A 12,358-nucleotide genomic window follows, 5' to 3' on the forward strand; every position below is an offset into this window, starting at 1 on the left:
CGGGGCGATGGCCCCGGGCCCGGCGAAACGCGGCGGAACATCCGCGGCCGGACGGCCGGTCCGCCGCCGGTACGGGGCACGGGCCACCCGCGTCACGCCCACTGCGCCCCCAGCAGCGCCCCGACCTCCTCGGCCGCCGACCGCAGATCGGTCAGGAAGGAACGGAGCAGCGGATTCTCGTTCGTCCTGCGGGTCGCGACCCCGATCCGGCGGTGGAGCTGCGGATGGTCGAGCCTGCAGACGTGGACGCCCGCCGTGTCGCCGAGGCCCAGCGCAGGGACCAGCGCGATACCCATACCGGCCCGGGCGAGGTTGATGGTGACCTGGTAGTGGTCGCTGCGGCAGCGGACCCGGGGCAGAAAGCCCTCGACGGCGCAGGCGCGTTCCAGGACGGGCTCCCCGCTGTGGCCGCCCCGGGTACCGATCCAGCTCTCGCCCTCCAGGGCGGCCAGCCGGACCACCGAGACCCGGCCCAGCCGGTGCCGCAGCGGCACCACGATCAGCTGCGGCTCGTCGAAGAACATCTCCACGTCGACGGAGGCCTGACGGCACCACGGGTCGAGCGGGTGCTCGAAGACGACGACTGCGTCCAGCCGCCCCGCCTCCAGATCGGGGACGAGTTCATGGGGCTGTCCGAGAATCAGCTCCAGCTCCACATGGGGCCGGGCCGCCGCGAACGCGGACAGGGCCCGGGGCAGCAGCTCCAGGCCCGCCGACGCGAAGAAACCCAGCCGCAGGACCCCGGCCTCGCCCGCGGCGTGCTCCCGCAGATCGTCCCGGGCGACGTCCATGAGATCGGCGACGGCCTGGGCGTGCTCGGCCAGCCGCCGCCCCGCCGCCGTCAGCCGCAGGCTCTGCGGGGCGCGCTCCACGAGCGCCACCCCGACCTCCTGCTCCAGCCGGGCCAGCTGATGGGAGACCGCCGACGCACTCAAATGCAGTGCCCCGGCAGCCCCCACGATGGTGCCCTTCCTGGCGATCTCCAACAGGACGAGCAGACGGCCACTGTTCAGCATCGCGCCAGGTTAGGCGCTGGTCAGCCGTCGCGCAGCGACCTGTGTCACCGGCCGGGAGCCCGCGTCGTCGCCGGGCCCGGGCACATCCAGCCGCAGCAGGTCCTCCTCGGTCTCGCGGCGGACGACCAGCCGGGCCTCGCCGTCCCGGACGAAGACCACGGCGGGCCGGGGCAGCTTGTTGTAGTTGGACGCCATGGCGTAGCCGTACGCCCCGGTGACCGGTGTCGCCAGCAGATCCGACACCCGCAGATCGGCGGGGAGCGCCGCGTCGTCGACGAGTACGTCGCCGCTCTCGCAGTGCTTGCCCACCAGACGGGCCCGCAGCGGGCGTGCGGCGTGCGGGGCGCGCGGCAGGAAGGCCTCGTACCGGCCGCCGTACAGGGCGGGGCGGATGTTGTCGCTCATCCCGCCGTCGACGCCGACATACGTCCGTACCCCATCGATGTGCTTGATCGTGCCCACCCGGTACAGGGTCAGCCCCGCCCGGGCCGTGATGGAGCGGCCCGGCTCGACCACGACCTCCCCGGACCAGCCCGCGCCGCGCGCCGCGGCCCGTACCCGGCCGGCCCAGTCGGCGAACGAGGGGACGTGCTGTCCCGGCTCGTACGCGACCCCGAGCCCGCCGCCCACGGTGAGCCCGGCCACGCCCGTGTCGACGGCGAACCGGGCGATCGCCGCCGCGCCGTCCGCCAGCCGGGCCGCGTCGAGCACCTGCGAACCCACATGGGCGTGGACGCCCTCCAGGACCATCGCCCGGGAGTTACGGGCCCGGTGCACGGCGGCCGCCGCGTCCCCGGTCGCCAGACCGAACCCGAACTTGGAGTCGGTACCTCCGGTACGGATCGCCTCATGGCCACCGGCGGCGACACCGGGCGCCACCCGCAACACCACGGGAACGGGGGCGAACCCGTGCGCGGCGTGCAGCCGCTCGATCCGGTCCAGCTCGTCGAAGCTGTCGGCCACGACATGCCGCACCCCGGCTCGGATCCCCGCGAGGATCTCGCCGTCGTCCTTGTTGTTGCCGTGCAGGACGATCCGGTCGCCCGGCACGCCCGCGTTCAGCGCCACCCGCAGCTCACCGCCGGAGGCGACGTCGAGCAGCAGCCCCTCCTCATGGGCGAGGCGGGCCATGGCGGTGCACAGGAACGCCTTGGACGCGTAGGCGACCAGGCCGGGCCCGAAGGCGGCGACCGCCTCCCGGCACCGCCGCCGCAGATGCTCCTCGTCGTACACGAACAACGGCGTCCCGAACCTGCGCCCCAACTCGGTGAGTGCGACACCGCCGACGGCCAGTCCCTCGGGACCGTCCTTCGCGGTGAGCGGCAGCAGGTCCGTGGAGACGGCGTCTGACATGGTTTCCTCCCCGTTGGCCGGACTCGCACCCATCCTGGGCCGCGCGCGGGAGCGGCAAAAGCGGATTCTTCCGGGGGTGAGCATCGGAAAAACGACGGCTGCCGGTACGGCGGTCCCGCGCGGGCCCCTCCCGGGCGCCGGCCCTTTCGTCACACGGCGCCCCCGTTTCATCACCCGGGCCCCCGGCGCGGCTCCCCGGCGACACGGCACCGGCGGGCGGCACCCCTCGCCCCGGACACCTTTGACATCACGTTTCCTGCAAGAACGAACATGGCTTACGAGGTCGGGCACGGCCCGGTAGCCCCGGACGAGGCCGCGGACGCGGCGCCGGGGAGACGAGGCCCGTACCGCCCGACGCCGCCGACGTTCCCGGAGAACCATGGGCATGAGTACGACGACCAACGCACGCACGTCCACCGCACACACGGCCACCGCGCCGGAACCCGGCCCGGCCGCCGAACCGCCCGCCGGCCCATCGGCCGGACTCGCGAACACGGGCGCCCTCGCGCGTCTGCTCGCCCCGGTCCGTACCCACCTCGTGACCTGCGCGGTCCTCTCCGCCCTGGGCGCCGCGGCGGGAATCCTGCCCTACATCGCCGTCGCCGAGATCGCGGCCGTCGTCCTCGACGACCCCGCCGGCGCGCACACGGCCGTCTGGACCTGGGTGGGCATCGGCGCCGCGGGCGCCGGTGTCCGGCTGCTGATGCTGGTGCAGTCCGCCCGGGTGGGCCACTACGCCGACGCGGCGATCCTCCACGAACTGCGCGTCCGGATCGTCCGCCACCTCGGCGCGCTGCCCCTGGGCTGGTTCCGCGCCTCGGGATCCGGCCGGGTCAAAAGGGCCATGACCGGGGATCTGGAGGAGATGCACGAGGTCATCGCCCATGCGCTCGGACAGTTGACCGGCGCGCTGACGGTGACGGTCGTCGGCATGGGCTATCTGCTGCTCGTCGACGCGCGCATGGCGCTGATCGCCCTGGGCGTCCTGGCGCTGACGGCCGTCTTCTACCGGATCTCGATGCGCTCCATGACGACCCATATGAACCGGCTGATCGCCGCCGAGGGACGGATCAGCGCCGCGAGCGTCGAGTACGCCGACGGCATCCAGGTCGTCAAGACGTTCGGCACCGGCGGCCGGATACTGCGCCGCTTCGACGACGCCGTGGACGAGTACGCCGGGGCCTTCGCGGCCTGGGTCGCCGAAGTCAGGTACAGCTCCGCCGCGTCCCGGCTGTTCGGCTCCGAGATGGCCGTCCTGGCCGCCGTCACGACCGCCGGGCTGATCCTCGTCGACCGCGGCTCGCTCGCCGTCGCCGACCTCGTGGCCTTCCTGGTCGTCGCGATCGGACTGCCGAACTCCGTCATCCCGGCCGTCACCGCGTCCCAAGGGGTGCGCAAGGGCCGGATGGGGGCCACCAACATCGAGCGGCTGCTGTCCCTCGCGCCACTGCCCGAACCCGAAGAGCCCCGGACACCGTCGGGACACGGCGTCGAGTTCGACCGCGTCACCTTCTCCTACGACGGTGTCACCTCCGCGGTCGAGGAGATCAGCGCGTCCTGCCCACCCGGCACGGTGACCGCGATCGTGGGACCCTCCGGCGCGGGCAAGACGACCCTCGCGAGCCTGCTGCCCCGCTTCTACGACGTCACGGGCGGCGCGGTCCGGATCGGCGGCACCGACATCCGCTCGATCCCGTCGGCCGAACTGCTGGCAACGATGTCGCTGGTCTTCCAGGACGTCGCCCTGCTCCGCGACAGCGTCGCCGAGAACATCCGCATCGGCCGCCCCGGCGCCGACGACGCCGCCGTCCGCCGGGCCGCGACCGCCGCCCATGTCCACGACGTGATCGAACGGCTGCCCCACGGCTACGACACCCCGCTCGACGCGGGCGGCGGTGGCCTCTCCGGCGGTGAACGCCAACGCCTGACGATCGCCCGCGCGATCCTCTCCGAGGCACCCGTCGTCGTCCTGGACGAGGCCACCGCGGCCCTCGACCCCGACAGCGAATCCGCAGTCCAGGGCGCCCTCGCCACCCTCGCCGTCGGCAAGACGGTGATCGTGATCGCGCACCGGCTGCACACCATCGCCGGAGCCGACCAGATCCTCGTCCTCGACCGCGGCCGGCTCGTCGAACGGGGCCGCCACGGCGAACTGCTCGCCCTGGGCGGGCTGTACGCCCGCATGTGGGCGGCGCAGAAAGGAGCCATCGGATGATCCGCCGACTGTACCGACTGTGGCCCGATCCGCGGCTGCTGGGCCGCCTCTGGCTGCTCACGGCGGCGCAGGCCGTACTCCAGGGCCTCCTCCTCGGTCTGCTCGTCCCCGTCCTGGACGCCGTCGTACGTCCCGAGCCCGACCTCGCGGCGGCCACGCCCTGGCTCGTCGCCGGCGCGCTCGGCGCGCTCGTGTACGCGGTGCTGAGCGTCGTCGCCACCCCGGTCGGCTTCGCCGCGGCCGGCGCCCTCGCCGCCCAGCTCCGCGGGACGCTGATGCGCCATGTCAGCACACTGCCACTGGGCTGGTTCACCGCCGAACACAAGGCGAGGCTCGCACGGGCCGTCACCGCGGACGTCGGCGACGCCTCCCATCTGGCCGTCACCGTCGCCGGACCCGCGATCACCTCGACCCTGCTGCCCGCTACGGTCGTCGCCGTGACCTTCGCCGTCGACCCGCGGATGGCGCTGCTGCTCTGCGCGATCGCCCTCGTCGCCGCCTGGGCGCTGCGCCGTGCCGGACGGATCGCCGAACTGGCCGAGACCGAACTGGAGCGGGCGGCGGCGGCCGTCGCGGGCCGGGCGATCGAACTCGGCCAGGCCCAGCCGGTCCTGCGGGCCGCGGGCCACGCCGAGGGCACGCCCCGGATGCGGGCCGCCCTCGACGACCACCGCGAGACCTACCGCGAGGGCATGCGCCGGGCCCGGCGCCCGTTCTTCGTCTACACCGGTGTGATCATGGGCGGGTTCGTCGCCGTTCTCGTCCTCGCCGCCGAGCTGCTGCTCAACGATCGCGTCACGGTCGCCGAGGCCATCGCCCTGCTGGTGCTGGCCGCCCGCTTCCTGGAGCCGCTCGGCAACCTCATCGACCTCATCGGAGCCCTGCGCGCCATGACGAACAAGATCGCGCGCCTGGAGGAGATGATGGCCACTTCCCCTTTGCCTGCGGCGGCCGACCCGGTGGGTGCGATCGAGGTGGCGGACGTCGAGTTCGCACATGTGGATTTCACCTACCCGGGCGGCGACGCCCCCGCGCTCGCCGATGTGTCGCTGCGCTGCCGCCCCGGCACCACCACCGCCCTGGTGGGTCCATCGGGTTCGGGTAAGACGACCGTCACCCGGCTCATCGCCCGGTTCTTCGACGCCGACGCCGGAACGGTCCGCGTCGGCGGTGTGGACGTACGCGAACTCGACCCGCGCGCCCTGCTCGACGAGATCGCCATCGTCTTCCAGGACGTCTACCTGTTCGACGACACCATCGAGAACAATCTGCGGCCGGCCCGCCCGGACGCGACGGCCGGCGAACTCGACGAGGCCGCCCGCGCGGCGCGCCTCGACGAGGTGGTCGAACGGCTGCCCGACGGCTGGCGGACCCGCGTCGGCGAGGCCGGTGCCCAGCTGTCGGGCGGTGAGCGCCAGCGCGTCGCGATCGCCCGGGCGATCCTGAAGCGGGCCCGTATCGTCCTCGTCGACGAGGCGAGTTCGGCGCTCGATCCCGAGAACGAGGCCGCGATCACCCAGGCCGTCGCCAACCTCGGCGACGATCCCGACCGTACGGTGATCGTGATCGCGCACCGGCCCGCCACCCTGGCGGCCGCCGACTACGTGGTCTCCCTCGACGGCGGACGTGTGGCCGAGTACGGCACTCCTACGGAGCTGGCCCGCACGGGCGGCGCGTTCGCCCGGCTGAACCGGCAGTACGAGCAGGCCAGGCAGTGGCGGATCGCGGGCAGCGGCTGATCCACGAGCAACGTCCCGGCGGGCCGGCCGACGAGCCGACCCGCCGGGCGCGCTGCGGGCCGGCGGGGCGCCGCGTGCCGCTCAGCCCTGGTGGCGCCACCAGAAGGAGCCGGGCTGGAAATGGCGGGTGACACCGAGCCGCCGCCACAGCGGGCGGAGGATGTTCCGCAGTTCGGGATCGCCGTGGACGAAGGCGTTCGGCAGGACCATGTCGAACCGCTGCGGGGCCGCCGTCAGCATCGCCGCCAGCAGATACTGCTCCGAGTAGAGCCGCCACCGCCAGGACTCCGGATAGTCCGACGGCAGCATGATGTCGTGGACCTGGATCAGCACACCGGGCTTCAGCCGGGGCAGCAGCTCGAAGAAGAAGACCATCACGTCCGACCCCATATGGAGCCGGTGCGAACCGTCGAGGAAGACGATGTCCCCCGGCTCCAACTCCTCGAAGACCCCGGGGTCGGCCTGCTGGAGCGGTACCCGCACCACCTCGTCGCAGAGGGCGTCGATGGGGGCCCGGGGCTGCGGGTCGATGGAGGTGATCCGGGTCGGGAGCCCGAGGTCGTCGACGGCGCGGCGGGCGAACTTGGTGGAGTTGCCGGAGCCGATCTCCAGATACCGGGCGGGTTTCGCCTCGGCGAGGAGACCGTAGAGGGCGAGGGCGTCCAGCGGCGGTAACCAGGTATTGCCCCAGTAGGCCCGCGACCCCATCTCCGCACCGCGGACGGGGATCCGGGCCAGCCGGTCGGCGTGGTCGAGGAAGCCGGTCAGCCGTTCCGCGTACGCCTCCCGGTGCTCCTCCAGCAACGCGCGTACGGGGGCGAGTTCGGCGCGGGGCTCCGGGGTGATCACATGGTCGAGGAAAACCGGCTTGAGGTGGCCGGAGGCCCACATCACGAGCCCGAAGGCGGTGGGTCTGCGCTCCAGCCGGTCCAGGCCCCGCTGAAGTACGGGGAACCGTTCGAGCAGGCCGGGGGAGGGCTCGGGGGCGGCGGCGGTGGGGTTCTGTGCGCGCAAGGGAGAGGAAGCCTTTCGGTCACGGCAGGGCCGGGAAGGACGTGCTCTGAGTCGTGCGCCTGTGTCGGGTCGGTCGGTTCGTTCGACGGTTGTTCCGGATGCGAAGATCTTTTCCCCGAACGGACCCAGGAAATCCGGCACGTTCCGGCCACTCGGCCGACTCGGAGGCCCGGGGCGGCGACGACGACCGGCAGCAACCGCCGGTCCCGGTGGCGCTTTCCGGCCGGGCCCGGACGGCCGGGATCGCGCTCGGTGGCGCTCGTCGTCGGTACGGTCCCGCTCATCGCACCTTCGTTCCCAACGGATAGTAAGGTAAGGCTCACCTTGCTTGTTGCGGTCGACGTGATGTCAACTGACCTCATGGACGAGCACCGTGTCGACATCGGTGAGGCGGCGGCCCTGTTCGGCCTCTCGCCCGCGACCCTCCGCTGGTGGGAGCGGACCGGCGTACTGCCCGCGCCGCCGCGTGCCGGGGGCCGCAGACGCTACGGGGAGCGCGAGCTCCGGCAGGTGGGCCTGGCCTACCTCTGCTGCGTCCTGGGGCGGATGCCCCTGGGCAGCGCCGTGGCCGTGGTCTCCGGCGAATTCGGCCCCGACACCTGGCGGAAGGCGGTGACCGAACAGATCTCCAGGCTCGACCAGGAACTGGCCGAACTGCACACCGCACGCACCTATATGACCCATCTGCTGCGCTGCGAGCACGACGACATGACCGCCTGTCCCTATCTCGAATGGGAGGTACGGGCGAACACCCCCCGGGGGCGGCTGCCGCACGACGACGTCGTCGCGGCGGCCCGCGCGGCGGGCACCGGCGTGCCCCCGGAGCCCCGGGGCACCGGCCGTGCGACGCGGTCCCGCCCGCGTGACGAAACGCCCTCCGCGGCGTCGGACCGTGACGCAACACCACCGGTCTGCCGGGCCTGCGGCTGGGCGCTGCCCACCGGGACGCGCTCCGGACGGCCCCGGGTGTACTGCTCGGCGGCCTGCCGTCAGCGGGCCTTCCGCACCCGCAGGGCCGGACCCTGACCCGGCGCCGCCGGGCGGCCCGGGAGCCCCGCGCGGCCCGGGAGCCCCGGGATCCGGCGCCCGTCGTCGTACGCCTCGTCGTACCCCGAACCCCTGTGCGTCATGCCCGGGTACGGCGCGGCGCGCCCGGTCCGGTCCGGTCGTACGGAACTCCCGGCGCTCGCCGATGATGGAGCGGACCGAATCGAGGAGGACATCATGCGGATCGCTGTCGCCGGCGCGACCGGGAACATCGGCACGCTCACCGTCGCGGCGCTGGAGCGCGACGGACACGAGGTCGTACGCGTCAGCCGCTCACTCGGCGTCGACCTGCTGACAGGGCAGGGCCTCGACGACGCCCTGACCGGTGTGGAGGCGGTCGTCGACGCGACCAACGCCCCGCCGGGGGATCGCGCGGCGACCGTGGAGTACCTCGGCACCACGACCCGTAACCTGCTCGCCGCCGAGGCGCGGTCCGGGGTCCGGCACCATGTGCTGCTGTCGATCGCGGCGGTCGCCAGGGTCGAGGGGAACGCGCACTACGCGGGCAAGCGGGAGCAGGAGCGGCTGGTGGCCGAGGGGCCCGTGCCGTGGAGCATCGTCCCGGCCACCCAGTTCCACGACTTCGCGGAGATGGTGGCCGCATGGACCGAGCGGGACGGCGTCGCCACCGTCGCACCGCTGCTGATCCAGCCGATCGCGCCCGCCGATATCGCCGACGTCCTGGCCGAACTGGCCCAGGGCGAGCCGCAGGGGCGGTACGCGGACGTGGCGGGGCCCGAGACACAGGACCTGGTCGACATGGCGCGCCGGACCCATGAGGCGCGGGGCCGGAAGGTGCGGCTCGTCCCGACCTGGTCGGGGATCTTCGGCGTCGGAATGGCCGGGGAGGTCATGCTGCCCGGCGAGGGCGCCCGGATCGCCCCGACCACCTTCGACGCATGGCTGGCGCAACAGAGTTAGCCGGAACCGCAACCGGAAGCGGTACCACGGAGCGGCCGGAACCCATGGGTTCCGGCCGCTCCGCCATGTCCGCTAGGAGCGTCCCTCATCGATAGGTGAATATCAACTAACCACAGGTTTGTTTGTCATCGCCGAAGAAACCCTTGTGAGAAGGCTTGCCGTGGCTTGATTGTGATGCTTCGCTTTCGAACTGGCGAGAGCGTAGGTCCGGTGTCGGCTGCCCGATGCGTCGTACGCGTCACCCCCTGCCCGCCTTCTCGAGGGAGACCCATGAGCATCGATGTGGATCGCACCGCAGGGCCCGGTTCCGAGGGCCGTGCCGCGCCGGAGGCCCGTTCGTCCGAGCGCAAGGGCTGGCTCGTCGTCTGGGCGCTGGTCCTGGTCCTCGTCATCAACTACGCGGACAAGATCATCACCAATATCGCGGGCCCCGCGATCATGAGGGACCTCGGTATCGGCGAGAGCCGGTTCGGGGTGATCCAGGCGAGCTTCTTCGCCCTGTTCGCCGTCGGCGGCATCGTCGGCGGCTGGCTGATGACCCGGATGCGCCCCTGGAAACTACTGCTGATCATCATGGTGATCTGGTCCCTCACCCTGCTGCCGATGGGCTGGCAGGTGGGCTTCGGCACCATTGTGACGATGCGGGTACTGCTGGGGTTCGCCGAAGGGCCGACGACGGCGATCGCGATGCATATCGCCCATACCTGGTTCCCGCCCGAGAAGCGGGCCCTGCCCAGCTCGGTCGTGATCGCCGGGGCCAATGTGGGCGCGGTGATCGGCGCCCCGGTGCTGACCTGGATCGTCACCGACTACTCGTGGCACGCCGCCTTCGTCGCCCTGGCCGTCGCCGGCATGGTGGTGACCGTCATCTGGCTGGTGGTCGGCCGCGAGGGCGACCAGGACTCCGTCACCGCCCGCGGCGCGACCAGTGTGCTGCCGCGGCGGGTGCCCCTGATCAAGGCGCTCACCACCCGGTCGGCGATCGGCATCACCGTGATGTTCTTCGCCGCCTACGCCTCGACGTCCCTGAAGATCACCTGGCTCAAGCCCTATCTGGAGCAGGGCCTGGGGTACGAGGAGCGGACCGCGGGCAACCTCACGGCCCTGCCCTACCTCGGCGGCATGATCGCCGTGATCGGCGTCGGCTTCCTCTCGGCGTCCCTGACCAGGCGGGGGATCAGCAGCCGCGCCGCGCGGGGTGTCCTGGGCGCCTCCCTGGTGATCGGCTCCGGGCTGCTCCACTTCGCCTGGGCGCCGCTGGGGGCGGGGGCGCCGCATATGGTGCTGCTGGTGCTCAGCGCGTGTCTGGGATCGGCCGGATACGGTGTCACCTTCGCCGCGATCGGCGATATCGCCCCGGTCGAACAGCGGGGTGTCGTACTCGCCGCCATTACCGCGATCTTCAGTGTGGGCGGCATCATGGCGCCCCTGGTGCTCGGCGGCATCGTGGAGGACGCCTCCAGCAAGGCCGCCGGATACACCACCGGCTTCACCCTGGTCGGTGTGGTGCTGGTGATCGGGGGAGTGGTCGGCATGCTGCTGATCAATCCCGAGCGCGACGCCGTGAAACTGGCCGCCATCGCCGCCGAGAAGTGACCGGCGAGGTGACTGTGCCGACTCCTCTCCATGAGTTAACGCACATTCACTTGATGGCTGTTGCCTCCTAGTCTGGCCGTGTTGTGCGGAGGCATCAGCCATCAGCGTTCATTCCCTCAGGAGTCGGAGCATCATGCGTGACGCAGTCATCGTCGAGGCCGTCAGGACCCCGGTCGGCAAGCGCGCCGGAGCGCTCTCCGGGATCCATCCCGTGGATCTGTCGGCCCATGTCCTGACGGCGCTGGCCCGGCGGACCGGTCTCGACCCCGCGACCGTGGACGACGTGGTCTGGGGCTGTGTCACCCAGATCGGCGAACAGGCGTCCAACATCGGCCGATCCGCAGTGCTGGCGGCGGGCTGGCCGGAGGAGGTGCCGGGGGTGACCGTGGACCGTGCCTGCGGCTCCTCGCAGCAGGCCGTGCACTTCGCCGCCGGGCTGGTGATCGCCGGTCAGTACGACATCGTGGTCGCGGGCGGTGTGGAGTCGATGAGCCGGGTCCGGATCGGTGCCGCCCGCGACGCGGTGGAGCACGGCCGGCCCTTCGGCCCCAAGGTGCGCCGGCGGTACGGCGTCGAGGAGTTCAGCCAGGGCCGGGGCGCCGAGCTGATCGCCGAGCGGTACGGCTTCGGCCGTACCGAACTCGACGAACTGGCCCTGGCGTCGCACGAGAAGGCCGCGGCCGCGACCGCCGGCGGACGCTTCCGGGAGCAGATCGCGCCGGTCGCCGTGGCCACCGGGGACGGCGGCGAACGGGTGGTCACCGCCGACGAGGGCGTCAGGACCGGCTCCACCCCGGAGCAGCTCGCGGCGCTGCGTACACCGTTCAAGGAGGACGGGGTGATCAGCGCCGCCAACTCGTCGCAGATCTCGGACGGCGCGGCGGCGCTGCTGATCACCACGAGTGAGCTCGCGGCCCGGTACGGCTGGCGGCCGCTCGCCCGGGTGCATACCGCCGTACTCGCCGGTGGCGACCCCGTGACGATGGCGCTCGCGCCGATCCCGGCGACCGCCAGGGCGCTGAAGAGAGCGGGCCTGGCGATCGACGACATCGGCGCCTACGAGATCAATGAGGCGTTCGCGCCCGTACCGGCGGCCTGGCTGCGGGAGACCGGCGCGGACCCCGCCCGGCTCAACCCCAACGGCGGGGCGATGGCGCTCGGCCATCCGCTCGGGGCCTCGGGCGCGCGGCTGATGACGACCCTGGTCCACCATATGCGCGACCACGGCATCCGCTACGGGCTCCAGGCCATGTGCGAGGCGGGCGGGCTGGCCAACGCGACCGTACTGGAACGCCTCTGACACCGGCCCGGCACGGCCCGAGGGGGGGGGCCCCCCCGGGGGGGCCCCCCCCCCCCCCCGGGGGGGGGCGGCCGGGGGGACACCCCCCAGGGCGAGTGGGGTGGGTGGGTGATACCCACGGCGGTGGGGCCCGAGGTAAGGGAGAGCCGCGGGAACG

Annotated in this window: 9 protein-coding genes; 6 read left to right on the plus strand and 3 right to left on the minus strand. The window is 72.5% G+C overall.

Annotation, left to right across the window (positions count from 1 at the left end):
• Positions 1-92: 92 nt before the first annotated feature.
• Positions 93-1,016, minus strand: coding sequence for a LysR family transcriptional regulator (locus ACFXG1_RS26105; RefSeq protein ID WP_384720145.1), 924 nt, complete (start codon positions 1,014-1,016; stop codon positions 93-95).
• Positions 1,017-1,025: 9 nt separating this feature from the next.
• Entirely contained in the window at positions 1,026-2,369 is a 1,344-nt protein-coding gene (gene lysA / locus ACFXG1_RS26110; protein ID WP_384744766.1) for a diaminopimelate decarboxylase, read from the minus strand.
• A gap of 385 nt (positions 2,370-2,754) precedes the next feature.
• On the opposite strand from lysA, the gene ACFXG1_RS26115 reads away from it, so the two are divergent.
• Both ACFXG1_RS26115 and ACFXG1_RS26120 read left to right on the plus strand, forming a co-directional pair.
• A complete protein-coding gene (locus ACFXG1_RS26115) occupies positions 2,755-4,584 on the plus strand; it encodes an ABC transporter ATP-binding protein (protein ID WP_384744768.1) in 1,830 nt (609 codons plus the stop codon).
• Positions 4,581-6,323: an ABC transporter ATP-binding protein gene (locus tag ACFXG1_RS26120; protein ID WP_384744770.1), complete on the plus strand. Its 1,743-nt coding sequence runs from the start codon at positions 4,581-4,583 to the stop codon at positions 6,321-6,323. Before ACFXG1_RS26115 ends, ACFXG1_RS26120 begins: the two co-directional genes overlap by 4 nt.
• Positions 6,324-6,404: 81 nt before the next feature.
• Here the strand turns inward: ACFXG1_RS26120 and ACFXG1_RS26125 are convergent, their stop codons facing one another.
• Positions 6,405-7,337, minus strand: a complete 933-nt coding sequence (locus ACFXG1_RS26125; protein ID WP_384721670.1) for a class I SAM-dependent methyltransferase — start codon at positions 7,335-7,337, stop codon at positions 6,405-6,407.
• 345 nt (positions 7,338-7,682) lie between these two features.
• Between ACFXG1_RS26125 and ACFXG1_RS26130 the strand changes: the two genes are divergently transcribed.
• From ACFXG1_RS26130 to ACFXG1_RS26145, 4 genes are all read left to right on the plus strand, one after another.
• Positions 7,683-8,363: a MerR family DNA-binding transcriptional regulator gene (locus ACFXG1_RS26130; protein WP_384744773.1), complete on the plus strand. Its 681-nt coding sequence runs from the start codon at positions 7,683-7,685 to the stop codon at positions 8,361-8,363.
• 198 nt (positions 8,364-8,561) lie between these two features.
• Positions 8,562-9,305 (plus strand): SDR family oxidoreductase, encoded by a 744-nt coding sequence (locus ACFXG1_RS26135; protein WP_384744775.1) that lies wholly within the window; start codon positions 8,562-8,564, stop codon positions 9,303-9,305.
• A 270-nt stretch (positions 9,306-9,575) separates the two neighbouring features.
• The gene (locus tag ACFXG1_RS26140; RefSeq protein WP_384723190.1) at positions 9,576-10,901 is read left to right on the plus strand and encodes an MFS transporter; all 1,326 of its coding nucleotides are present in this window, start codon (positions 9,576-9,578) and stop codon (positions 10,899-10,901) included.
• Positions 10,902-11,034: 133 nt separating this feature from the next.
• Positions 11,035-12,201, plus strand: a complete 1,167-nt coding sequence (locus tag ACFXG1_RS26145; protein ID WP_384744777.1) for a thiolase family protein — start codon at positions 11,035-11,037, stop codon at positions 12,199-12,201.
• Positions 12,202-12,358 lie beyond the last annotated feature (157 nt).

It is taken from the genome of Streptomyces sp. NPDC059248 (genome assembly GCF_042753905.1).
In the GTDB taxonomy this organism is placed as follows: domain Bacteria; phylum Actinomycetota; class Actinomycetes; order Streptomycetales; family Streptomycetaceae; genus Streptomyces.

What these genes read in the sequence shown, in the direction of transcription:
- ACFXG1_RS26105 (WP_384720145.1), bottom strand. Translation starts at nt 1,016, where the DNA reads ATGCTGAACAGTGGCCGTCTGCTCGTCCTGTTGGAGATCGCCAGGAAG.
- lysA (WP_384744766.1), bottom strand. Translation starts at nt 2,369, where the DNA reads ATGTCAGACGCCGTCTCCACGGACCTGCTGCCGCTCACCGCGAAGGAC.
- ACFXG1_RS26115 (WP_384744768.1), top strand. Translation starts at nt 2,755, where the DNA reads ATGAGTACGACGACCAACGCACGCACGTCCACCGCACACACGGCCACC.
- ACFXG1_RS26120 (WP_384744770.1), top strand. Translation starts at nt 4,581, where the DNA reads ATGATCCGCCGACTGTACCGACTGTGGCCCGATCCGCGGCTGCTGGGC.
- ACFXG1_RS26130 (WP_384744773.1), top strand. Translation starts at nt 7,683, where the DNA reads ATGTCAACTGACCTCATGGACGAGCACCGTGTCGACATCGGTGAGGCG.
- ACFXG1_RS26135 (WP_384744775.1), top strand. Translation starts at nt 8,562, where the DNA reads ATGCGGATCGCTGTCGCCGGCGCGACCGGGAACATCGGCACGCTCACC.
- ACFXG1_RS26140 (WP_384723190.1), top strand. Translation starts at nt 9,576, where the DNA reads ATGAGCATCGATGTGGATCGCACCGCAGGGCCCGGTTCCGAGGGCCGT.
- ACFXG1_RS26145 (WP_384744777.1), top strand. Translation starts at nt 11,035, where the DNA reads ATGCGTGACGCAGTCATCGTCGAGGCCGTCAGGACCCCGGTCGGCAAG.